The sequence below is a fragment of the Ruegeria haliotis genome (assembly GCF_013377785.1).
Lineage (GTDB): Bacteria > Pseudomonadota > Alphaproteobacteria > Rhodobacterales > Rhodobacteraceae > Ruegeria > Ruegeria haliotis.
Genome location: NZ_JABXWT010000002.1, coordinates 411,835 through 432,523 on the forward strand (window position 1 = coordinate 411,835; position 20,689 = coordinate 432,523).

Annotated in this window: 24 protein-coding genes; 15 read left to right on the plus strand and 9 right to left on the minus strand. The window is 58.2% G+C overall.

The genetic code is table 11. The annotated features are described in order from the left end of the window. Complete coding sequence (gene argS / locus HW561_RS07035) at nucleotides 1-1,746, minus strand: arginine--tRNA ligase (protein ID WP_176863074.1); 1,746 nt, start codon at nucleotides 1,744-1,746, stop codon at nucleotides 1-3. Nucleotides 1,747-1,878: 132 nt separating this feature from the next. Between argS and HW561_RS07040 the strand changes: the two genes are divergently transcribed. Then, on the plus strand, nucleotides 1,879-2,430 hold the full coding sequence (locus HW561_RS07040) for a hypothetical protein (protein ID WP_176863076.1): 552 nt from the start codon (nucleotides 1,879-1,881) through the stop codon (nucleotides 2,428-2,430). Here HW561_RS07040 and HW561_RS07045 read toward each other — a convergent pair whose 3' ends face one another. Continuing rightward, nucleotides 2,431-3,573 (minus strand): deoxyguanosinetriphosphate triphosphohydrolase, encoded by a 1,143-nt coding sequence (locus HW561_RS07045; protein WP_176863078.1) that lies wholly within the window; start codon nucleotides 3,571-3,573, stop codon nucleotides 2,431-2,433. A gap of 76 nt (nucleotides 3,574-3,649) precedes the next feature. On the opposite strand from HW561_RS07045, the gene HW561_RS07050 reads away from it, so the two are divergent. Beyond that, the gene (locus HW561_RS07050) at nucleotides 3,650-3,973 is read left to right on the plus strand and encodes a HesB/IscA family protein (RefSeq protein WP_176863080.1); all 324 of its coding nucleotides are present in this window, start codon (nucleotides 3,650-3,652) and stop codon (nucleotides 3,971-3,973) included. 282 nt (nucleotides 3,974-4,255) lie between these two features. After that, nucleotides 4,256-5,035 (plus strand): exodeoxyribonuclease III, encoded by a 780-nt coding sequence (xth, locus tag HW561_RS07055; protein ID WP_176863081.1) that lies wholly within the window; start codon nucleotides 4,256-4,258, stop codon nucleotides 5,033-5,035. 4 nt (nucleotides 5,036-5,039) lie between these two features. Here xth and HW561_RS07060 read toward each other — a convergent pair whose 3' ends face one another. Both HW561_RS07060 and dksA read right to left on the minus strand, forming a co-directional pair. Then, a complete protein-coding gene (locus HW561_RS07060) occupies nucleotides 5,040-6,176 on the minus strand; it encodes an FAD-dependent monooxygenase (protein WP_235962828.1) in 1,137 nt (378 codons plus the stop codon). Nucleotides 6,177-6,263: 87 nt separating this feature from the next. Next, on the minus strand, nucleotides 6,264-6,686 hold the full coding sequence (gene dksA, locus HW561_RS07065; RefSeq protein WP_176863671.1) for an RNA polymerase-binding protein DksA: 423 nt from the start codon (nucleotides 6,684-6,686) through the stop codon (nucleotides 6,264-6,266). A gap of 383 nt (nucleotides 6,687-7,069) precedes the next feature. On the opposite strand from dksA, the gene HW561_RS07070 reads away from it, so the two are divergent. From HW561_RS07070 to HW561_RS07105, 8 genes are all read left to right on the plus strand, one after another. After that, nucleotides 7,070-7,915: an AAA family ATPase gene (locus HW561_RS07070; protein ID WP_176863085.1), complete on the plus strand. Its 846-nt coding sequence runs from the start codon at nucleotides 7,070-7,072 to the stop codon at nucleotides 7,913-7,915. 105 nt (nucleotides 7,916-8,020) lie between these two features. Next, a complete protein-coding gene (locus HW561_RS07075; RefSeq protein ID WP_176863087.1) occupies nucleotides 8,021-8,470 on the plus strand; it encodes a GNAT family N-acetyltransferase in 450 nt (149 codons plus the stop codon). Continuing rightward, nucleotides 8,467-9,834 carry a DUF2927 domain-containing protein gene (locus HW561_RS07080; protein WP_176863089.1) on the plus strand — a complete coding sequence of 456 codons (1,368 nt, stop codon included), beginning with the start codon at nucleotides 8,467-8,469 and terminating at the stop codon, nucleotides 9,832-9,834. The genes HW561_RS07075 and HW561_RS07080 overlap by 4 nt, the downstream gene beginning before the upstream one ends. A gap of 7 nt (nucleotides 9,835-9,841) precedes the next feature. Then, nucleotides 9,842-10,012 (plus strand): hypothetical protein, encoded by a 171-nt coding sequence (locus tag HW561_RS07085; RefSeq protein WP_176863091.1) that lies wholly within the window; start codon nucleotides 9,842-9,844, stop codon nucleotides 10,010-10,012. 4 nt (nucleotides 10,013-10,016) lie between these two features. After that, nucleotides 10,017-11,201 carry a vWA domain-containing protein gene (locus tag HW561_RS07090; protein ID WP_176863093.1) on the plus strand — a complete coding sequence of 395 codons (1,185 nt, stop codon included), beginning with the start codon at nucleotides 10,017-10,019 and terminating at the stop codon, nucleotides 11,199-11,201. Nucleotides 11,202-11,312: 111 nt separating this feature from the next. After that, nucleotides 11,313-11,648, plus strand: coding sequence for a cupin domain-containing protein (locus HW561_RS07095; protein WP_176863095.1), 336 nt, complete (start codon nucleotides 11,313-11,315; stop codon nucleotides 11,646-11,648). A 123-nt stretch (nucleotides 11,649-11,771) separates the two neighbouring features. Next, the gene (locus HW561_RS07100; RefSeq protein ID WP_176863096.1) at nucleotides 11,772-12,206 is read left to right on the plus strand and encodes a lipocalin-like domain-containing protein; all 435 of its coding nucleotides are present in this window, start codon (nucleotides 11,772-11,774) and stop codon (nucleotides 12,204-12,206) included. An 81-nt stretch (nucleotides 12,207-12,287) separates the two neighbouring features. Next, nucleotides 12,288-12,977, plus strand: a complete 690-nt coding sequence (locus HW561_RS07105; RefSeq protein WP_176863098.1) for a M48 family metallopeptidase — start codon at nucleotides 12,288-12,290, stop codon at nucleotides 12,975-12,977. Here HW561_RS07105 and HW561_RS07110 read toward each other — a convergent pair. The 5 genes from HW561_RS07110 to HW561_RS07130 are packed head-to-tail and all read right to left on the minus strand — an operon-like array spanning nucleotide 12,974 to nucleotide 18,257. Beyond that, entirely contained in the window at nucleotides 12,974-13,516 is a 543-nt protein-coding gene (locus tag HW561_RS07110; RefSeq protein ID WP_176863100.1) for an RSP_2648 family PIN domain-containing protein, read from the minus strand. The two genes, HW561_RS07105 and HW561_RS07110, sit on opposite strands and share 4 nt — an antisense overlap. Further along, a complete protein-coding gene (locus HW561_RS07115) occupies nucleotides 13,513-14,721 on the minus strand; it encodes an RSP_2647 family RNA methyltransferase (RefSeq protein WP_176863102.1) in 1,209 nt (402 codons plus the stop codon). Before HW561_RS07115 ends, HW561_RS07110 begins: the two co-directional genes overlap by 4 nt. A 45-nt stretch (nucleotides 14,722-14,766) precedes the next feature. Further along, on the minus strand, nucleotides 14,767-15,039 hold the full coding sequence (locus tag HW561_RS07120) for a hypothetical protein (RefSeq protein WP_176863104.1): 273 nt from the start codon (nucleotides 15,037-15,039) through the stop codon (nucleotides 14,767-14,769). Next, a complete protein-coding gene (locus tag HW561_RS07125) occupies nucleotides 15,023-17,818 on the minus strand; it encodes a [protein-PII] uridylyltransferase family protein (protein ID WP_176863106.1) in 2,796 nt (931 codons plus the stop codon). Before HW561_RS07125 ends, HW561_RS07120 begins: the two co-directional genes overlap by 17 nt. Nucleotides 17,819-17,864: 46 nt before the next feature. Beyond that, complete coding sequence (locus HW561_RS07130; RefSeq protein ID WP_235962829.1) at nucleotides 17,865-18,257, minus strand: nuclear transport factor 2 family protein; 393 nt, start codon at nucleotides 18,255-18,257, stop codon at nucleotides 17,865-17,867. Nucleotides 18,258-18,399: 142 nt separating this feature from the next. Here HW561_RS07130 and HW561_RS07135 point away from each other — a divergent pair, with 142 nt between their 5' ends. The 4 genes from HW561_RS07135 (at nucleotide 18,400) to HW561_RS07150 (ending at nucleotide 20,617) form a co-directional block, all read left to right on the plus strand. Next, complete coding sequence (locus HW561_RS07135) at nucleotides 18,400-18,822, plus strand: DUF2852 domain-containing protein (protein ID WP_176863110.1); 423 nt, start codon at nucleotides 18,400-18,402, stop codon at nucleotides 18,820-18,822. A gap of 68 nt (nucleotides 18,823-18,890) precedes the next feature. Beyond that, nucleotides 18,891-19,322: an RDD family protein gene (locus HW561_RS07140; protein ID WP_176863112.1), complete on the plus strand. Its 432-nt coding sequence runs from the start codon at nucleotides 18,891-18,893 to the stop codon at nucleotides 19,320-19,322. A gap of 73 nt (nucleotides 19,323-19,395) precedes the next feature. Continuing rightward, nucleotides 19,396-20,220 carry an arginyltransferase gene (locus tag HW561_RS07145; protein WP_176863114.1) on the plus strand — a complete coding sequence of 275 codons (825 nt, stop codon included), beginning with the start codon at nucleotides 19,396-19,398 and terminating at the stop codon, nucleotides 20,218-20,220. Between the two features lie 7 nt (nucleotides 20,221-20,227). Then, nucleotides 20,228-20,617: a VOC family protein gene (locus tag HW561_RS07150; protein WP_176863116.1), complete on the plus strand. Its 390-nt coding sequence runs from the start codon at nucleotides 20,228-20,230 to the stop codon at nucleotides 20,615-20,617. The last annotated feature ends 72 nt before the right edge of the window (nucleotides 20,618-20,689 follow it).

Sequence of the window (20,689 nt, forward strand, 5' to 3'; positions counted from 1 at the left end):
TTACCGCATCTCCTGCGCCGGCGTGACCCCAAGAATACCCAGGCCCGCTGAAATCACAACAGAAACGGACCGGGCCAGTGCAATTTTTGACTGACTTGTGGCCGCATCGCCATCCTGAAGGAAGCGCAACTGGGTTTCCTCATTACCCTTATTCCACAACGCGTGGAAATCCCCTGCAAGTTCATACAGATAGAAGGCAACACGATGCGGTTCATTGGTACGAGCGGCAATCTCGATCAGACGTGGCCATTCGGCCAGTTTCTTGGCCACGGTCAACTCTGACGCGTGATCAATTTTGCCTAGATCGGCCGAAATCAGCGTCTCATCCTGTGCGTCGATCCCGGCCTCGGCGGCACGGCGCAACACACTCATGACGCGGGCATGGGCATATTGCACATAGAACACAGGGTTTTCACGGCTCTGTTCCAGCACCTTGTCGAAATCAAAATCCAGCGGCGCGTCATTCTTGCGGGTCAGCATGACAAAGCGGGTCACATCCGGGCCAACCTGATCGACAACATCGCGCAGGGTGACAAAGTTCCCTGCCCGTTTGGACATCTTGAAAGGCTCGCCATTCTTCCACAGCTTCACCAACTGCGTCAGCTTGATATCCAGCGACACCTTGCCATCGGACAAAGCCGAAACAGCTGCCTTCATCCGCTTGACATATCCGCCATGGTCGGCGCCGAACACGTCGATCAGCGCGTCAAAGCCACGGCTCACCTTGTCATAGTGATAGGCGATATCCGGGGCGAAATAGGTCCAACTGCCGTCCGACTTTTTGACCGGGCGATCGACGTCGTCGCCATGCTCGGTCGATTTGAACAGTGTCTGTTCGCGCGGTTCCCAATCCTCGGGCTTCTTGCCCTTTGGCGGTTCCAGCACGCCGTCGTAAATCAGGCCCTTGTCGGTCAATGATTGCAGCGCCGCCTCGATCCGGCCCGTGCCGTAGAGGGATTTCTCCGAGTAGAACACGTCCATCTCGACGCCCAGCGCCTTCAGATCGGCACGGATCAGATCCATCATCGCATCGGTGGCAAAGTTGCGCAGGTCTTCCAGCCACTCGCTTTCCGGCTTGTCGATCAGACTGTCACCGTATTTCTCTTTCAGTGCCTCCCCAATCGGGATCAGGTAGTCGCCGGGATACAGACCCTCGGCAATCTCGGGGCTCAGACCGTTAGCCTCGCGATACCGCTCATATGCCGAACGCGCCAGAACATCGACCTGTGCGCCTCCGTCGTTTATGTAATATTCACGGGTTACGTCATGACCGGAATAGGCCAGCAAGCTCGCCAGCGCATCCCCGAACACCGCGCCCCGCGTATGGCCCACATGCAATGGCCCGGTCGGGTTGGCCGAGACGTATTCCACGTTGACCTTCTGCCCCTGCCCCATAGTCGATCGACCATAGTCGGTGCCTTGTTCCAGAACCCTCGCCAGAACGCCTTGCCACACCGACGGAGCCAGCCGCAGGTTCAAAAACCCTGGGCCAGCCACCTCGGCACTGGTGATCCGCGCGTCCGCCGCCAGTTTCCCGGCCAGAACGTCGGCAATGTCACGCGGCTTCATCCGGGCGGGCTTCGCCAACACCATCGCCGCGTTCGTCGCCATGTCGCCATGCGCCGCGTCGCGCGGAGGTTCGACCGCCACGTTGTCAAAACTCAGCCCCTCAGGCAATGCGCCTTCGGACTGCATCTGTGCCAGCGCGTCCAGTACAAGGCCGCGGATCTCGGAAAACAGGTTCATTTCGGATGTCCTTTTGCTTGTCGCGGGGTTTACCACGCAAAGCGGCAAGGTCAATGGAAGCGATCAGTTTGGGGTTGGTTTGGCGGCAAGGTCGGTTAGTGTCGGCCTAAATCGATACAACGGAGACATTCCATGCGCCTCGCCCTGCCCCTGAGCATTTTACTGACCACCGCCATGCCAGTTTGGGCTGAAATGCCACCACCCGATGACCACGTGCTTTTGACGCTGGGCGGAGCCGTCGCGGAAAGCAACTTACCTGCGCGCGGTGAAAATGACGGTGGTCTGTTTGGGTTTCTCGAAATCATCCATGACGGAGCCGCTGGATTCGACGCCGACATGCTAAACGAGATGGAGCAAGTGGAAATCACCGTTCCCTACGGTCCCGAGGGCAATCAGCGTGACGTCACATTCACCGGCCCGCATTTGTCAGACATCATGACCCAAGCAGGCGCCGAGGGGAAAATGGCTAAACCCATGGCGATGGATGGCTATCAGGCCGAAATCCCGTGGGACAGCATCGCGACCCACCAGCCGATTGTCGCGACCCATGCCGATGGCCTCCCGATGGGGATCGGAGGATACGGTCCTACAATGATCGTGTTTCCGCCCACCGACGACGAAGATCTGGCGCAGGAGCAATCAGGCCAACAGGTTTGGGCTCTGGTTTATATCGGGATCGAATGATCAGTCGGACGTGAGCCTTTCGTGGTCTTGCAGGGCAAAGCGATCGGTCATCCCCGCGATGTAATCCGAAACAATGCGAGCCAGAGCCGTTTCATCCTTGGCCGCTTCGATATCGGCGTGCCAGTGCGCGGGCATTTGTTTTGGCTCATTCAGGTAGATGGGAAACAGGTCTTCGACCACTTTGCTGACTTCAGCCCGTACCTTCATCACGCTGGGGGCACGATACATCTGCGAGAACAAAAATGCGCGGATGTCCCGAAGCTGCGCCCACACCTCGCCCGAGAAACGGATAACCGGATAGCCAAGATGACGGATTTCCTCGACCGATTGCGCCCGCGACTGCGAGATCAAATCCCGCGAGGTTTCGATGACATCCGCCACCATGACGCCAAAGACACGCCGCAACGCCTCGTGCCTGCGGCGATACAGGTCGAGATCAGGGTACTTTTTATCCACCTCTGCATAACACGCGCCAACAATTGGCAATTGTTGGATTTCTTCGTCCGTGAACAGATCCGCTCGCAATCCATCCAGCAGATCATGATTGTTATAGGCGATGTCATCGGACAGCGCTGCAACCTGCGCCTCGGCGCTGGCGTGGGTGTGTAATTCAAGATCAAAGCCGTCATTGCACTCAGCCAGTGCCCACGGCAATTCCCCCAGTACCGGACCGTTGTGTTTTGCGATACCTTCAAGGCATTCCCAGGTCAGATTACAACCATCGAATTCGGCATAGTGACGCTCAAGTTTGGTAACGATCCGAATGGCCTGCGCGTTGTGATCAAAGCCGCCATAGGGTGTCATCAGCGCATGCAGAGCATCCTCGCCGGTATGACCGAACGGCGTATGTCCAAGATCATGCGCCAGTGCGACGGCCTCGGTTATCTCAGCATTTAGATCCAAAGCTCCGGCAATGGTGCGCGCTACCTGAGCCACTTCGATAGAATGGGTCAGACGCGTGCGATAGCTATCGCCCTCATGCTCAACAAACACCTGCGTTTTATGCTTGAGCCGCCGAAAGGCGCTGGCGTGAATAATTCGGTCCCGGTCGCGCTGAAAGCATGACCGAAAACTGCTTTCTTCCTCCGGCACAAGCCGCCCTCTGGCGCGGCCTGGATCCGAGGCAAAACTTGCTCGCTCCAATGGTGTTATCCTTGTCGCCTGTCCTTGCACTTTCTATATTGTAAGGAGTAAAGGAAATAAACCTTTGGAGTCCGGCATGAATCTGCCCCCAACAGTCACAGAACGCGCCTTTGAGCGCCTTGCCGAGATCGGCGCGGCGGATCAGGGTCAGGCCCTGCGCGTCGCGGTGGAAGGCGGCGGATGTTCGGGTTTTCAATACGAAATCGCGCTGGACGCCCCAAAAGACGACGATCTTGTGTTGGAAGGTAAAGGGCAAAAGGTCATAGTAGACTCCATCTCGCTGCCATTTCTGGAAAACGCGGTCATCGATTTCACACAGGAACTGATTGGTGCGCGGTTCGTGATCGAAAACCCTAACGCGACATCTTCCTGCGGCTGTGGCACGTCTTTCTCCATGTGATCGCCCGTGGGGGCTTGGCCCCCACACCCCCAAGGTATTTTTAGCCAGATGAAGCAGGGATCCGCTCTCTGATCCAAAGGTCAGAGGGCTTCACCTGGCGCGGTCATCGGCGCCTCCGCCTGTGCCGCGACTCTACTTTCTGCCAAATTGGTTAAATATCCGTTTCTTCATCTGGCTGAAAATACCTCGGAGCGCGAGGCAGAGCCTCGCAAAGCCGCTGTTCACCTTGCCGCTGGGTCGAAACTGCGCGATAGGTTACCAAGAGGCACCAAAGGAACGCGTATGAAAATCGCCACGTTCAACATCAATGGCATCAAAGCGCGGGCCGAGGCGCTGCCCCGCTGGCTTGACGACACTCAACCCGATGTGGTGCTACTGCAAGAGATCAAGTCGGTCGACGAGAACTTCCCCCGCGAGCTGTTCGAAGAACGTGGGTATAACGTCGAAACCCATGGTCAGAAAAGCTTCAACGGCGTGGCGATCCTGTCGAAGTTACCGCTCGAAGATGTAACGCGTGGCCTGCCCGGAGACGGCGACGATGTACAGGCTCGCTGGATCGAGGCCACGGTCATTGGCAAGCAAGCGCTGCGCATCTGTGGCTTGTACCTGCCCAATGGCAACCCGGTCCCAGGACCGAAGTATGATTATAAGCTGGCCTGGATGGAGCGGCTCTATGATCGGGCGCGCGACCTGCTGGCCACTGAAGAGCCCGCTTTGATGGCAGGCGACTACAACATCATTCCGCAAACTGAAGACGCTAAGCGTCCGGATGCGTGGCGCGAAGATGCGCTGTTCCGCCCGGAAAGCCGCGCCGCTTATCGCAAGGTTTTGAACCTTGGGTTCACCGAAGCGTTCCGTGCCCGCACTCACAGTCCCGGCCATTACTCGTTCTGGGATTATCAGGCAGGTGCATGGAACAAGAATGATGGCATCCGTATCGACCACTTCCTGCTTACCCCGCAGGCCGCTGACCTGATGCGGGATTGCCAGATCGATTCCGAGATACGCGGGCACGAAAAACCGTCAGACCACGTTCCGGTCTGGGTAGATCTCGACATTTAGGCCATCAGGTGGTCGCGTCGTAGCCGTAAATCCATTCGTATCGCCGCGCCAGTCGCGAACCCGCCACCGACAATGCCAGTTGTGCAGCCAAACGTGTTGGGCCCTGCAAGTGAAAATTACGAGCATTGGAGTATGCGGCAGCAACAACTTGCTGCGCGCGAGGGCGGCGTGTTGTTTCATATGCGGCAAGCGCCCGGGCCACACCGGATTGTTCGTCAAAGGATCGCGCCAGAATCCATGCATCTTCCAAAGCCAGGCAAGCCCCTTGCGCCATGAATGGCAGCGTCGGGTGGGCCGAATCCCCTAACAGGGCCACCCGGCCGTTCTGCCAGCTTTGCGCCACGGGCCTCAGGAAGAGCGCCCAAAGATGCGCCTCGGTGATCTGCGAAAGAACCTGGTGAACCGGACCGCCAAAATCTGCAAAACGGGCGCGCAGATCGTCAGGATCCCCTTGCCGCCGCCAGCTTTCCTCTTGCCAGTCTGAACGTTCCTCGATCGCGACAATATTCATCAGGCGCTGGTCGCGCAGCGGATAGATCACCACATGCCGCTTTGGTCCCATCGTCAGTGACGCGCACGGTGTCGCGTCCATTTCGTGCCAAGGGATGGTGGCGCGCCAGGCGATTTGGTGGGTGAACCTCGGTGCTTCCGGCCCGTTCAGGATCGGGCGGATTGCGCTGCGACCTCCATCTGCGGCTATGGCGCATTCAACGCGCAGGCGTTCGCCGCCGTCCAGAACAACCTCGGCCTCGGCAGGGTGTTTGAGAACCTGTGTCACGCGCGCGCCCAAACGGATGTGAACCCCGGCTTGTTTGGCGGCCTGGTGCAAAAGATCCAGCAAGTCAGCCCGGTGATAGTAATAGGACGGTCCGGCCACAGGCCCGGGCAATCGGCTGATGATACGGCCCTTGCGATAATCGCGCAGGACTGTGCCGTGGGATCTTTGCCCAGATTCAGGCGCATCCCCCACAACCCTGAGGGCACGCAGTACGCACATCCCGTTTGCGCTGATCTGCAAACCCGCGCCCACTTCGGTCAGCGCCGGCGCTTGCTCCAGCACTGTGACCCGGGCACCACGCAGACGCAAAGCCAGTGCCGCAGCAAGACCACCGATCCCGCCCCCAATTATGCAAAATTTCAAACTGTCAATATTCATGGCCCCGGAGTAACGCAAAAACGCCGGGGCGACAGGCCCCGGCGTTCATGTTTTTGTTCAATTTTCCAGCGATCAATCGTCGCGGTGGACTTTCTCGCGGCGCTCGTGGCGCTCTTGCGCCTCCAGCGTCATGGTCGCGATCGGACGCGCATCCAGACGTTTCAGCGAAATCGGATCGCCCGTCTTTTCGCAATATCCGTACTCACCCTCATCGATCCGGCGCAGAGCCGAGTCGATCTTGGACACCAGCTTGCGCTGACGATCCCGGGTACGCAGCTCCAGCGCACGGTCGGTTTCCTCACTTGCACGGTCGGCGACATCGGGAATGTTGCGGGTATTGTCTTGCAGCCCTTCGATCGTGTCGCGGCTGCCCGCCATTAGCTCTGTCTTCCAATCCAGCAGCTTGCGGCGGAAATACTCAAGCTGACGGTCATTCATGAAAGGTTCATCTTCGGCCGGGCGATAATCCTCCGGCAGAAAAACTTCCTGCTTCATATTGGCTCCCTCGGTATGGCCAGAAACGTCGGTCACGATAGTTTCACCTGACATTTGGCACCCCCTTCTGCGCAGCGTTTATCCGACAAGCGTCGGAATGTCACTACACAAATGCAGCCCCGACGCGCCGTCACACAGTTCTGTCTAAGCATGAGATTTAGATCGAAAAAACATTGTTTTTCTGTGAAAATTAGCAGGCCATTTTACGGCAACCTGCAACCACCGGGGTATCGGATCGCTACCGAATCAAGCAAAAAGGTTTGGAGTTATTGTGAAATTCGCTCTACCCGACGCAGCGGTCCGGGTTGTCAAAATCGCTGCCCCTCTGTAACCCGGAAATCACAAATCCGCCCGCACATCGCGCGAAACCACACGAGGGGCCCATGACCGCACGTTTTCAAGGCACAGCCGAATATGTTGCCACAGACGACCTGACCATCGCGGTGAATGCCGCTGTCACGCTGGAACGTCCGCTGCTGGTCAAGGGCGAACCCGGAACCGGTAAGACCGAACTGGCCAAACAAGTGGCCAGTGCGCTGGGGTTGAGAATGATTGAGTGGAACGTCAAATCCACCACCCGCGCGCAACAGGGTCTTTACGAATATGACGCCGTCAGTCGCTTGCGCGACAGTCAGTTGGGCGACGAACGCGTACATGACGTGTCCAACTATATCCGCAAGGGCAAGTTGTGGCAGGCATTCGACGCCGATGAAAAGGTGGTTCTGCTGATCGACGAAATCGACAAGGCCGATATCGAGTTTCCCAACGATCTGCTGCAGGAACTCGATAAGATGGAGTTCCACGTCTACGAGACCGGTGAGACGATCCGCGCCAAGCATCGCCCGGTCGTTATCATCACCTCAAACAACGAAAAGGAACTGCCCGACGCGTTTCTGCGCCGCTGTTTCTTTCACTACATCCGCTTCCCAGACGAGGCGACCATGCGTCGGATTGTCGATGTCCACCATCCCGGCATCAAAGACGCGCTGCTGACCACGGCCCTGACCCAGTTCTATGAAATCCGCGAGACACAGGGGCTGAAGAAAAAACCCTCGACCTCAGAGGTGCTGGACTGGCTCAAGCTGCTATTGGCCGAAGATCTGACGGCTGAAGACCTCAAGCGCGAAGGCGCAAACGCGCTGCCGAAATTGCACGGCGCCTTGTTGAAAAACGAGCAGGATGTGCATCTTTTCGAACGGCTCGCCTTCATGGCGCGCAGCAAACGGTAGCCCGCGCTGAACATCCGGTGATCACGGCTTGCCTTGCGGCAGGCCGGATGTCAGCATCGGGACGACCAAAACCAAAAATAGAACCAGCAGAACAGGACGTACCGCTTGGCCAACACAGCAATAATCCGCCCCCTGCACGCCGAGGACAGGGAACCATGGGCCGAAATGTGGCGGGATTATCTGGCGTTTTACGAAACTTCCCTGCCTGACACGATCTATGACGTTACGTTTTCGAGGTTGCTGGGCGACGACCCGCAGGATTTTTCCTGTTTCGTGGCTGAACAGGACGGAAATCTTGTTGGACTGACCCATTATCTGTTTCACCGCCACGCCTGGAAGGAAGAAAAGGTATGCTACCTTCAGGACCTGTTCGCCCGACCCGAGGCCCGCGGGACAGGTGTAGGTCGCGCGTTGATTCAGGCCGTTTATGACGAGGCGGACCGGCTGGGCGCCCCGTCGGTCTATTGGCTGACACAGGAATTCAACCATCCTGCGCGGCAGCTTTATGATCGCATTGGAACGTTGACGCCCTTTATCAAATACAGCCGCTCATGATGCGCTGGGGCGCCCTTGTTTTGGCGCTGACGCTGTCTGCGTGCGCCTCCGTTGATACGATCGAGCTGCCGGCCGAAGTCAAATTTGTCGAATCTTCGCTGCCACCGGCCAAGTCTTTTTCGACCTCACGCCCTACCCCGCCTGCCCGGTCCAACAAGAACATCGCCGCCGATTTCGTGTTGCTGCATTTCGAATTGGAAGGCGGTGCGCAGTTGCCCGTATTCACCCGGTTCGAAACGCCGGTTACGGTACGCCTGACTGGCACACCGACCGCAAGCATGCAGCGGGACCTGACGCGCCTGCTGGGTCGCTTGCAGCGTGAAGCCCGGATCGATATCCGCCAGATCAAAGAGGGTCAGGCTAATATCACCATCGAGGCTGTCAGCCAGAAACAGATCCATCGCATCCTTCCCAATGCCGCCTGTTTTGTGGTGCCCAACGCCTCGAGTTTGGAAGAATACAGCCGCGACCGTCGCAAACCCAAAAGCAGCTGGACCGAGTTGCGCAGCCGCGAGCGTCTGGGAATTTTCGTCCCCTTCGACGTCAGCCCACAGGAAATGCGCGATTGCCTACACGAAGAATTGGCGCAGGCGCTGGGGCCGCTGAATGACCTGTATCATTTGCCGGATTCGGTCTTTAACGACGACAACATCCATACGGTTCTGACCGGGTTCGACATGTTGATCCTGCGCGCAGCCTATGCGCCCGAACTGCGCACCGGCATGACCCGCGACCAGGTTGCCGCCGTCATTCCCGGTGTTCTCACCCGGTTGAACCCACGTGGTGACAGGCTGCCTGCGCAGCAGATATCGGACACACCACGAGAGTGGATCGATGCGATTCAGAAATCGCTGGGGCCCGGTCCCGGCTCACCCCGTCAGAAAAGAGCTGCGCGAAAGGCCGCGCAAATCGGACAGCAACTGGGTTGGACGGATCATCGCCGGGCCTACCCGCATTACCTGATGGGCCGTATGGCGCAGTTCAACGACCCGGAAGAAGCGCAGCGCCAATATCAGATCGCCTTGCAATACCTGAAGGCCACGCCCGGAACCGAAGTGCACCGCGCCCATGTGACGACCCAGACAGCCGCCTTTGCGCTGGCGCATGATCAGGGACCCAGCATCCTGCCGCAGGTGGACAACGCAATCAACGTGATGACCCGGGCCGAGAACGCCTCGATTCTGGCGACGCTGTTGTTGTTGAAATCCGAGGCCCTCAGACAAGCTGGCAAGCCGGAACAGGCACGTGCCGTCAGGCTGGACAGTCTGGGGTGGGCGCGATACGGCTTTGGCTCGGATGTGGTGGTTCAGTCGCTGACGCAGAGCGTCGCAAGCGGGCCCCGCAGCAGCAGCACAGGCGGATGACGAACGGATGCTAGTAGTATTGGGAATGGCGATGCTGGGGGCGATTCTGGGCGTCCTGACCGCGCGCAAACGTAACGGCAGTGGCGCGGATATGGCGCAATATGCCGCCGGTTATGGTATAGCCTTTGCCCTGGTTGGGTTGGTGATCTCACTGATCCTGGTGCGTATGGTGGCGTAATCCTATGTTCCTGCCCTTTTTTGAGAACCTCCGCAAAGCAGGCATTCCCGTATCCTTGCGCGAATTTCTGACCTTTCTGGAGGGCATGAAAAAGGGTCTGGCAACCTATGATGTCGAGGCGTTCTACTATCTCGCCCGCGTGTCGATGGTGAAGGACGAGCGAAACATCGACAAGTTCGATCGCGCCTTTGCCGCCAGTTTCGACGGGTTGAGTGAGATCAGCTTTGATCAGGTTTTGGAAGCCGTCGACATCCCGGCCGAATGGCTGGCCAAGATGGCCGAAAAGCATCTGTCAGCCGAAGAAAAAGCCGAGATTGAGGCGTTGGGCGGCTTCGACAAGCTGATGGAAACGCTGCGCGAACGCCTCAAGGATCAGCAAGGCCGACATCAGGGCGGCAACAAGTGGATCGGCACCGCTGGCACCTCACCTTTTGGCGCTTATGGCTACAACCCAGAAGGCGTGCGCATTGGCCAGAAGGAAAGCCGCCATCAGCGTGCCGTCAAAGTCTGGGACAAACGTGAATTCCGGAATATGGATGACACGGTCGAACTGGGCACACGCAATATCAAAGTGGCCCTGAAACGTCTGCGCCGCTGGGCCCGCGAAGGGGCCGCCGAGGAACTGGATCTGGACGGCACGATCAAGGCCACAGCCGAACATGGCTATCTGGACGTCAAAACCCGACCCGAGCGTCATAACGCTGTGAAAGTCCTGCTGTTTCTGGACGTGGGCGGATCAATGGACCCGCATATCAAAGTGGTGGAAGAGCTGTTTTCCGCCGCGCGGACCGAGTTCAAGCATCTGGAATATTATTACTTTCACAACTGCCTGTACGAAGGTGTCTGGCGCGACAACCGTCGCCGTTGGGACCAGCAGACCCCCACGCATGAAGTGCTGCGCACTTACGGTCCGGATTACAAGTGCATCTTCGTCGGTGACGCCTCGATGAGCCCTTATGAGATCGCCTATCCCGGCGGGGCGAACGAACACTGGAACAAAGAAGCCGGGCAAGTCTGGCTGCAACGCGCCCGTGATCAGTGGACGTCGAACCTGTGGATCAATCCAGTGCCCGAGAAATACTGGGAATACACCCATTCCGTCGGCATGATCCGCGAGATTTTCGAGGACCGCATGGTGCCAATGACATTGGCCGGGTTGGAACAGGGCATGCGGGAACTGACGCGGTAGGCCACGATGTCTGCTTGCGGCTAAAAAACACCGAGATTGCAAACACATTGGCGCACTGACAAGGTGGCGGGCAGATTTATTGCTCCAACCCCATTTTCACAGGATGCCGCCATGCCTTTTCCCGATTTCATAATAGCATTTCCCGGCATCGACATGCCCTTCCCCGAAGATGTCGTCACAACAGCGGTTGTAAAATCCGAGGCTGGATTGGTTGCTTTTTTTACTTTCCACAAAGACATGGAACTTCCCATGCACGCACACGGGGCTCAGTGGGGGACTGTTGTCGAAGGTGAAATCGAATTCACCATTGGTGGCTCGACCAAGATCTACAGACCTGGTGACAGCTATTCAATTCCATCCGGGGTCGAGCACGGAGCGACGATCAAAGCCGGCACACGAGTTATTGACGTGTTCGAAGAAGTCGATCGATACGCCCTCAAAGGCTGACAACCGGAAAAGACAACCGTGCCGTATGCGTCGGGTTTTCGTTTTCCAAAGAAGTACATGCCTCGCAATTGCACACGATATTGGGCAATGATCCGATACAAGCCTTTGAAAAAGGATGCCTTGATGCGCACCTCAACGCCACTGATCGGCACATGGTCATTGATTGACTGGTACAATCAAACAGACACCGGTCAGCGCCTGCATCCTTTGGGCACAAACGCGACCGGGTATATCAGCTATTCTCAAGACGGGTTCGTTTTTGTGCATTTGATGGCGTCTGATCGCGTTTTGTTTGCCGAAAACGACCCTTTTGGTGGCACTGTGGCAGAAGAGGCCGCGGCCTTTAAAACTCAAATTACCTACGCGGGACGGTACGAATATCACGGGGATCATGTGATACATCATGTGACGCAGGCCTCATTCCCGAATTGGATTGGTACGGACCAAGTGCGTCAGGTAGAGTTTATCGGCCGAAACCTGCGACTGAGTGCAGAAAACGCCGCCTTTCAAGGGCAAAAGGTGACCGCTTTTGTTGAATGGAAACGCGCAACCACCTGAATACAGAGCCGCCCTCAGTTTCGCATGGCAGAACCCCATTTTTCATTTGCCCTTGTCGCTCATCACTCCCATATCTAAATCATGCTTCGCCTGACCCCAATCCTGCTGGCCATAGGCTATGCCATCGTGATGTATCGGATTTCCGTCTGGCGCACGCATCGCGAGCTTGATGCCAAGTCGACTGAACTGGCCGACCCTGCGCTGAAACGCATGACTGATCGACTAGCGGCAGCTTTGGATGTCGCACGGGTGCCCGTTTATATTTACGAGATCGACCCGGTGAACGGGTTGGCTGCGCCTGACGGACGTATTTTCATCACGCGCGGGTTTTACCGCAAATTCGGTAATGGAGAGGTTTCAGCCGAAGAAATGGCCAGCGTGATCGCGCATGAGCTTGGGCATGTCGCCCTAGGTCATGCCCGACGACGGATGATCGATTTTTCGGGTCAAAACGCCATGCGGGCGGCTTTGATGATGCTGCTGAACCGGTTCATCCCCTTTATTGGCGCCTGGATTGCCAACGCGCTGACCAGCCTGCTTGCCTCGCGCCTGTCCCGCGCGGACGAGTATGAGGCGGATGAATACGCCGCCGCTTTGTTGACCAAAGCCGGGATCGGGATCGGACCGCAGAAATCCCTGTTTCACAAGCTCGAAGACCTGACCCAGCAACGCGCTGGCATGGCTCCGGCATGGCTGATGAGTCATCCTAAAACAGGCGAGCGGATCGCGGCGCTGGAAGCGTTAGAGCAGCGCTGGGACCAGAAAGGCTAAGCCGCCAACGCCTTGCCAAGCCGGGGCAATCGGGCTTTCTTCATCAAACCGCGCAGGGTCCATTGATCTCCAGACAGGCGGTTGGCCTCAGTCAGAACCCGGTTTGCCACATCACCCAGCCCGTCGGGATCAGCCAGCCAGAAGCTGTGCAAAAGACCGTCAGGATCGCGCCGTTCCACCCCTTCTTCCGCAAGGATGTTTCGCGGAAAATCCTTCGCGTTGACGGTCACGATCACATCCGCCGATGCAGCAATAGCCGTGGCCAGAACATGGATGTCAGCGGAATCGGGCAGCCACAGGCGTTGTTCCAGTCCCGGCGCGACCGGACGTGCGGCGTCGGGCCATTGCGCTTGCGCCAAGGCAACCTCGGCGCGGGCCTGTGCCTCGCCCACTGGACCCAATTTGCGGGCGGCACGGGCCCATTCTTCGAGAATACGATCCGACCAGAACGGAACGAAATGGCCTAGTTTTGCCGCGCCCAGCAACATCTCTCGCATCACTGTCGGATAGATGACGCAGGTATCCAGAACGGCCTTCACAACCGGTAGAACACGGCTTTGAGATATCCGCTCTCGGCCAGTTGTGGCAATTGCGGATGGTCGGATCCAGCAAAACCGGTATGAATCAGCTGCGCCTGTCGTCCAGCGCGCCCGATGCCACGCGAGGATGCGTCACGGAACCGTCCCAAATCCGCCGCATGCGAACACGAACACAGGCCCAGATAGCCGCCCGGTTTGACCAAAGCCGCGGCAAGACGAGCGATACGTTCATACGCCCGCAAGCCCGCATCCAGCGTCTGTCTCGACGGCGCAAAAGCTGGCGGATCACAGATCACGACGTCGAATTGCGCGCCCTCTTCGCCAAGCTGGGTCAGTACCTCAAAGGCGTCACCCTGCCGGGTTTGAAACCGATCTGCATAGCCCGAGGCCTCGGCACCCTTTGTGGCCAGGTCCAACGCAGCGGCGGACCCGTCGACCGCTAAGGTCTGCGCGGCACCTTCGGCCAGCATGGCCAGACCAAACCCTCCGACATGGCTGAAGACATCCAGAACCTGCGCGCCCGGTTGAACCAACTGCGCGGCAAAAGCGTGGTTGGGGCGCTGATCATAGAACAGTCCCGTTTTCTGTCCTCCCGTCAGGTCGGCCATGTAGGTCGCGCCATTCATGGGCACTGGCAGAGGCGCGTCGGGTGCGGTTCCACGCAGCGTCAGGCTGACATCATCAAGACCTTCCAGACTACGGGTTCGGCCCGAGGCGTTCTTGAGCACGGTGGTAACGCCCGTGACCTTGACCAAAGCGTCGGTCAGCACTTCAAGATGCGCCTCGGCCCAAGCCGCATTGGGCTGGATGACGCATGCGTCACCAAAGCGGTCGATGATCACGCCGGGAAAACCATCAGCCTCAGCGTGGATCAGGCGGTAATAAGGGGTGTCAAACAGACGCTCTCGCATCTCCAGCGCGTGTTGAAGGCGGGTTTCGAACCAATTCGCATTCAGGTCTGCGTCCAGATTCCGATCCAGCACGCGGCACATGATCTTGGATTCGGGACTTACTGCCACCAAGGCAATGGGCGCGCGTTTGTCATCCTCAAGAACGGCCAAGGCACCCGGCGCGATTTTGCGAGTGCGCCGGTCGGTCACGATGTCATTGGCGTACACCCACGGAAATCCGTGGCGCACACCGCGCGCGTTGGCTTTGGGTTTCAGGCGAATGCGAGGGCGGTCAATTTGGGTGGTTTGGGTCATGACGCCCTCATAGTCGTGAAGCAGCGGGTGGGAAAGCCCCTACATCTATCGGGCGCGCCCACGCCAGCCGCCGCGCCGTTTCGGCGCATGCGCTGATTGCAGCCCTTCGGCCAATACCTGCGTCATCGGATGATCGGCATCCTGTGCGGAATAGGCCCTGTACAAATCCGTCAAAGCTTGCTTTTGATCTTGGCCATCCGGCAGGCTGAGCGCCCAGTCCAGAAAGATACTGCGGCATTCGGGCAAAGCGATACCGTCAATGCGATACGCTTCGCGGATCAAGCCCTTGGGATCGTTTGGATCAGTGCTGCGCGCCATCTTCGCCCTCTTTGATCACGCTGCCGATCAGGTCGGCGGCGGTGGTGTAGCTGTCCTGCAACGCAGCCTGCAACTGTTCGACCTGTTCAAATCCAGTGGCCCGGCACAGGAATGCAGCACCACCCTCGCTGATCTTGTCGGCCTCGATGACAGTACCCGAGAGCAGCCGCGCCGCGCATTGCACCGACCAGCATAGGTCGTAACTGTCCTTGAGCGTTTGCGCCTGCGCGACATCCAACAACCCGGCAGCGACGGCACCGTCGAGGCCGGAATGAACATCGCGTTGCGGTACGCTCGACAGCAGCGCACCGGTTTCGGCCATCAATTCGATATCCATCAACCGCCCCGGGCCGTTCTTGGCATCCCAAATTCCCGCAGGTGACTTAGCGGCTGCCAGTCGGGCTCGCATCTCGGCCACATCGCCCAGAACTCCATCACGGTCGCGCGGGCCGGACAGAAACTCGACACGGAAGGTTTCGATATCCTCAGCCAGCGCGTCGTTTCCTGCCACCACGTGGGCGCGAGTCAATGCAAGGTGCTCCCACACCCAAGCCTCTTTCTGTTGATAATTGGTAAAGCTGGCCCAACTTGTCGCCACCGGCCCCTGATTGCCCGAGGGTCGCAAACGCATGTCGACCTCATACAGCCGTCCCTGTGACATCGGGGCCGACAGTGCCGTAATCAGGGCCTGCGTGAACCGGGCATAGTAAGTCCGCGTTGCCAGAGGGCGTGGACCGTCGGACATGTCCTGATCCTGTGGATCGTAAATAACAATCATGTCCAGATCGGATTGTGAGTTGATCCGCCCTGCCCCCAGAGACCCCATACCTAATACGGCAACGCCGCGCCCCGGCGCAGGCCCATGCTTGCGGGCAAAGTTGTCTGTGACATGAGGCAGGATCGCGGCAATGACCGCTTGCGCTAGGTCTGCGTATTGCCGACCGGCCTGTGCCCCATCGATCAACCCGCGAAGGTAATGGACGCCAACCCGGAAATGCCACTCCTTGCACCAACGCCGCGCCAGATCCAGCTGTGTTTCATAGTCCGCTTCCTGTGCCAGTGCCTGCGCCAACTCCATTTGCAACGCGTCGCCTCCGGGCCAGTCGGCAAAGAAGCTGCCCCCGATCACCGCATCAAACACCGATGCATTGCGCGACAGATGCGTGGCCAGAGCATGCGACGTGCCAACGATATCGATCAGCAGGTCGATCAGGTGTCGATTGGCCTCGAACAGGGAAAACAGTTGCACGCCTGCTGGCAATCCAGCCAGAAACCCGTCCAACGCCATCAATGCTTCTTCGGGCTGGGCGGTTTTGGCGAGGCGCGACAGGATTTCGGGCTTGAGCCGTTCGAAAATGCGTCTGCCCCGTTGTGAGCGTAGCGCCGGGTAAGTTGTCCAGCGCGCCAGTATGCTCTTGTCGAACGCGACCTCTGGCACCTGGGCGGATGTCGACGACGGACCGGGGGCAAAAAAGCCTTCGGTCAATTCATGTACTTCGACCAAGCGGTTGGTCAGATCACGGGTGAGTTCATCACTGCTGATCCCCATCAGACAGGCGATACGCTCGATCCCGTCTTCCGACTGCGGCACCTTATGAGTCTGTGCGTCATGCACCATCTGGATGCGATGTTCGACGTCCCGGTGCGCGCGGTAATGGTCGCTCAGTTTTTCGGTCACGTCCTGCGGCACCCACCCCTTTTCGGCAAGGGCCGCCAGACCGGGAACCGTGCCGCGCACCCTTAAATCCGGGTCCCGGCCTCCGGCGATCAGTTGACGGGTTTGGGTAAAGAACTCGATTTCGCGAATGCCGCCCCGCCCCAGTTTCATGTCATGACCGGGGACCGACAAAGTGCCCCCGGTGCCCTTGTTCTCGCGAATGCGCAGACGCATATCGTGGGCATCCTGAATGGCGGCAAAATCGAGGTGCCGCCGCCAGACAAACGGGCGCAACGTATCAAGGAATCGCTGCCCGGCGGCGATATCACCCGCACAAGGTCGCGCCTTGATGTAAGCAGCCCGTTCCCAGGTCCGCCCGAGGCTTTCATAATAGCGCTCTGCAGCTTCCATCGCCATGCAGACCGGCGTCACAGCAGGATCGGGACGCAGCCTCAGATCCGTTCGAAACACATACCCATCCGCAGTCTTGTCACTGAGCGTCGCGCAGAAATTTCGCGTGGCGCGCACCATGCTCTGCCGCGCTTCAAAAAAGTCGTCGGGGTCAAAACGCGTCTCGTCGAACAAAACGATCAGGTCGACATCCGAGCTGTAATTCAGCTCGTAAGCCCCCATCTTGCCCATCGCCAGGATCGCCATTCCGGCCGCGTTTTCCACGTCGTCCTCGGTCATCCCCGGCAGCTTGCCACGCCGGATCAATGCAGCGATTTCGGCCTTTGCGGCCACATCCGCGGCCAAAGCGCCAAAATCCGTCAGCGCAGCCGTCACTTTCTCCAACGGCCAGGCGCCTGCCAAATCCGCCAGAGCTGTTAGCAACGCCATGCGTCGCTTGGCTTGTCGCAAACCCGGCTTCAATTGATCCGGTGGTAAGACGCGCGCCTCAGCCATCACCTCGGTCAATGCCTGATCTGGATGCGACAGAGCCTGAGGTAGCCAATCTTTCTCGCGCTCAATCAGGCCCTTCAGATAGGGGCTGGAGCCTGCGGCCCCTGCAATCAAATCGCCCTGGTCGGCCGATAAATCCGGCACCAGTGCGCGTGTCTCTTCCCCCAGAGATGAATCAAATGCACGGGGCAGGCGGGCAATCGCGAAAGCATCAGTCATGGGCGCAAACTGCGCATTACGACACCATGACGTCAATGGGACATTCTTATCCAACACCCTCCAGCGGCGTATCCTGACTGAAACTGTTGACCCAGACGTCGTGTCGGCGTTCCCACAGCGAGGAAATCAACATCGCTTCCCATTTGTCTGTTCCAGGCCTCAGATAGTCAGCCCGGTAGGACAGTAGAATGATATCAGGGGTCAGAACTCGCAGCTTCGTATCGCTAAGCTCAAACTTTGCCATTGTGGGGGCGTCAGCGAACTGCCCCACGTGATCGTCCCGATTGGCAAAACCCGTAGGATAGACGCCCAGAAAATCCGCACTCAGCAAAGCGCGATCAGCCTGTGCGTTGCCGTCTACCAGCGCCGCCCAAACCTGCTTTTCCAACTCGAGGATTTCGTCGCGTGTCGGGGCGGTCTTGTTTTCAGTCATATTCATGCCGGCAAAGTGCGCCTGAAACATTGCAAGGTCAACCAAAACGCAAAATGTAAATCTTTTTTACATCGACCCCTTGCAACACCTGCGTGAGACCCCATCTTGACAATGTGAACATGATTTACATCAACCATGGAGAGCCGAAATGACCGCACTGTCCGAACCCGCCGTCCCCGCGAACCCGGGATGGCTCCACCGTACCGAAGCCTGGCTTGACGACAAAGGCAAAGGCGCCTGGATCGCCGCCATGGTTCTTGGTTTCATCTTCTTCTGGCCCATTGGCCTAGCCCTTTTGGCCTACATGATCTGGAGCAAACGCATGTTCAGCAAATCCTGCAGCCGTCGCAAATCCTGGCACAGCCACATGAGCGCGATGAAGCCGTCGGGCAACAGCGCTTTCGACGCCTACAAGTCAGATACTCTGGCGCGTCTGGAGCGCGAACAGCAGGACTTCGAAGCCTTCCTGGGGCGCTTGCGTGACGCCAAAGACAAGGCCGAGTTCGACGAATTCATGGATGAGCGCGTCCGTGACAATCAGGACGGCGCGGACAAAGGCGAACCGGCCTGATCCACCTCTTGCCCTGCCCCGGCATTTCGGGACAGGGTAAAACGACCCTTCTATTCGGAAAACAAACGATGAATCATCTGCCCGATCCCGATCGCCAACCGGAATTCTACCGGTCTGTTGCGACCAAACGCTTTGTGGCGTGGCTGTTCGATATCGCCTTTATTTCATTGCTCTGCACCGTGGCGATCTTGCTGACCTTCGGTCTTGGCTTCTTTGTCCTTGCCCTGATTTACGCTGTGGTCAGCTTTGCCTACCGCGTCGTCACAATCGCGAACGGGTCGGCCACTTTGGGCATGCGGTTCATGGGGATCGAGCTGCGCGACTCGTTTGGCGAAAGGCTGGATACCGGCAAAGCGGTCGCCCATACCGCCGGGTATTTCGTCAGCATGGCATTCCCGGTGATCCAGATCATCTCGGTCATCATGATGCTGACCAGTGCACGCTGCCAAGGCCTGACCGATGCCTTCCTCGGAACAGTGATGATCAACCAGCGCGCCTGATTAACCCGAGTGAATCACTTGGCGACCTGAAAATCCGTTGCTATCATCCGGTCCGAGGCTACATGGGACGTTCATGCGACACACGCTGCCAATTGCGCCACAATTCTATGTGACGGCACCCCAACCCTGCCCTTACCTTGAGGGCAGGATGGAGCGTAAGCTGTTCACCGCCCTTCAGGGCGATGGCGCGGATCAGCTGAACAACTCCCTGTCACAGCAGGGATTTCGCCGATCGCAAAACGTTCTCTACCGCCCGTCCTGCACCGATTGTGCGGCTTGCCTGTCTGCTCGGATCGATGTGGCAGCCTTCCGCCCAACCAAGAGCCAGAAACGGGCCACACGGCGAAACTCGTATCTGGAGCGTCGGGCCACGTCGCCCTGGGCCACGGACGAGCAATACGAACTGTTCCGACACTATCTCGACACGCGACACGCCGATGGCGGCATGGCAGACATGGACGTGTTCGAATTTGCCGCCATGATCGAAGAGACCCCGATCCGCAGCCGTGTCGTGGAATATACCGATCCCGGAACCGGCAACCTGATCGCTGTCAGCCTGACAGATGTGCTCGATGATGGTCTGAGCATGGTCTATTCCTTCTATGATCCACGGCAACAGCAGAATTCTCTGGGCACTTATATGATCCTGGATCACATCGACATCGCCCGCGAGGCTGGACTGCCCTATATTTACTTGGGGTACTGGGTCCCCGGCAGCCCAAAAATGGGATACAAGGCCAAGTTCTCGGGTCTGGAAGCCTATGTTGGGGGCGCGTGGCAGAAAGTCGGAGATCCAAACCTGTTCTCGGATGCATCAACTCACCCTCTGTCCGCCGCTCCGATTGCCGAGCAGGTCGCCAGCATCCAACTGCCGGATCGTCGCCCCACCAAGGGCTAGCCACCGCATGCAACAGACCCTTCACGCCGTCACCCTTGTGGTACCGAACTATGATGATGCCATCACGTTTTATACCGGCACGCTGAGCTTCACGCTGACCCGGGATGTCGATCTGGGCCAGGGCAAACGCTGGGTCCTGGTGACACCTCCCGGGCCAAACAGTGGCTCCGTGCTGCTGGCCAAGGCTGACGGTGCAGACCAACACGCCGCCATCGGCAACCAGACCGGAGGTCGCGTCGGGTTCTTTCTGCAAACCGATGATTTCAAACGAGATCACACAGACATGCTGGCCAAGGGCGTCGAGTTCGAGGAAGCCCCTCGGCACGAGCCCTACGGAGCAGTTGCAGTGTGGCGCGACCCGTTCGGCAACCGCTGGGATCTCATTCAATTCACCTGATCCGCACCTTCATCTGGCCAAAAATACCTCAGGGATGAATTGGCCAAAGGCCAAGAAGGGGCAGCGCCCCTT

Excerpts from the sequence above, each read along its gene's own strand:
- argS (WP_176863074.1), bottom strand. The coding sequence starts at position 1,746 with ATGAACCTGTTTTCCGAGATCCGCGGCCTTGTACTGGACGCGCTGGCA.
- HW561_RS07040 (WP_176863076.1), top strand. The coding sequence starts at position 1,879 with ATGCGCCTCGCCCTGCCCCTGAGCATTTTACTGACCACCGCCATGCCA.
- HW561_RS07050 (WP_176863080.1), top strand. The coding sequence starts at position 3,650 with ATGAATCTGCCCCCAACAGTCACAGAACGCGCCTTTGAGCGCCTTGCC.
- xth (WP_176863081.1), top strand. The coding sequence starts at position 4,256 with ATGAAAATCGCCACGTTCAACATCAATGGCATCAAAGCGCGGGCCGAG.
- dksA (WP_176863671.1), bottom strand. The coding sequence starts at position 6,686 with ATGAAGCAGGAAGTTTTTCTGCCGGAGGATTATCGCCCGGCCGAAGAT.
- HW561_RS07070 (WP_176863085.1), top strand. The coding sequence starts at position 7,070 with ATGACCGCACGTTTTCAAGGCACAGCCGAATATGTTGCCACAGACGAC.
- HW561_RS07080 (WP_176863089.1), top strand. The coding sequence starts at position 8,467 with ATGATGCGCTGGGGCGCCCTTGTTTTGGCGCTGACGCTGTCTGCGTGC.
- HW561_RS07085 (WP_176863091.1), top strand. The coding sequence starts at position 9,842 with ATGCTAGTAGTATTGGGAATGGCGATGCTGGGGGCGATTCTGGGCGTC.
- HW561_RS07090 (WP_176863093.1), top strand. The coding sequence starts at position 10,017 with ATGTTCCTGCCCTTTTTTGAGAACCTCCGCAAAGCAGGCATTCCCGTA.
- HW561_RS07095 (WP_176863095.1), top strand. The coding sequence starts at position 11,313 with ATGCCTTTTCCCGATTTCATAATAGCATTTCCCGGCATCGACATGCCC.
- HW561_RS07100 (WP_176863096.1), top strand. The coding sequence starts at position 11,772 with ATGCGCACCTCAACGCCACTGATCGGCACATGGTCATTGATTGACTGG.
- HW561_RS07105 (WP_176863098.1), top strand. The coding sequence starts at position 12,288 with ATGCTTCGCCTGACCCCAATCCTGCTGGCCATAGGCTATGCCATCGTG.
- HW561_RS07115 (WP_176863102.1), bottom strand. The coding sequence starts at position 14,721 with ATGACCCAAACCACCCAAATTGACCGCCCTCGCATTCGCCTGAAACCC.
- HW561_RS07120 (WP_176863104.1), bottom strand. The coding sequence starts at position 15,039 with ATGGCGCGCAGCACTGATCCAAACGATCCCAAGGGCTTGATCCGCGAA.
- HW561_RS07125 (WP_176863106.1), bottom strand. The coding sequence starts at position 17,818 with ATGACTGATGCTTTCGCGATTGCCCGCCTGCCCCGTGCATTTGATTCA.
- HW561_RS07130 (WP_235962829.1), bottom strand. The coding sequence starts at position 18,257 with ATGAATATGACTGAAAACAAGACCGCCCCGACACGCGACGAAATCCTC.
- HW561_RS07135 (WP_176863110.1), top strand. The coding sequence starts at position 18,400 with ATGACCGCACTGTCCGAACCCGCCGTCCCCGCGAACCCGGGATGGCTC.
- HW561_RS07140 (WP_176863112.1), top strand. The coding sequence starts at position 18,891 with ATGAATCATCTGCCCGATCCCGATCGCCAACCGGAATTCTACCGGTCT.
- HW561_RS07145 (WP_176863114.1), top strand. The coding sequence starts at position 19,396 with ATGCGACACACGCTGCCAATTGCGCCACAATTCTATGTGACGGCACCC.
- HW561_RS07150 (WP_176863116.1), top strand. The coding sequence starts at position 20,228 with ATGCAACAGACCCTTCACGCCGTCACCCTTGTGGTACCGAACTATGAT.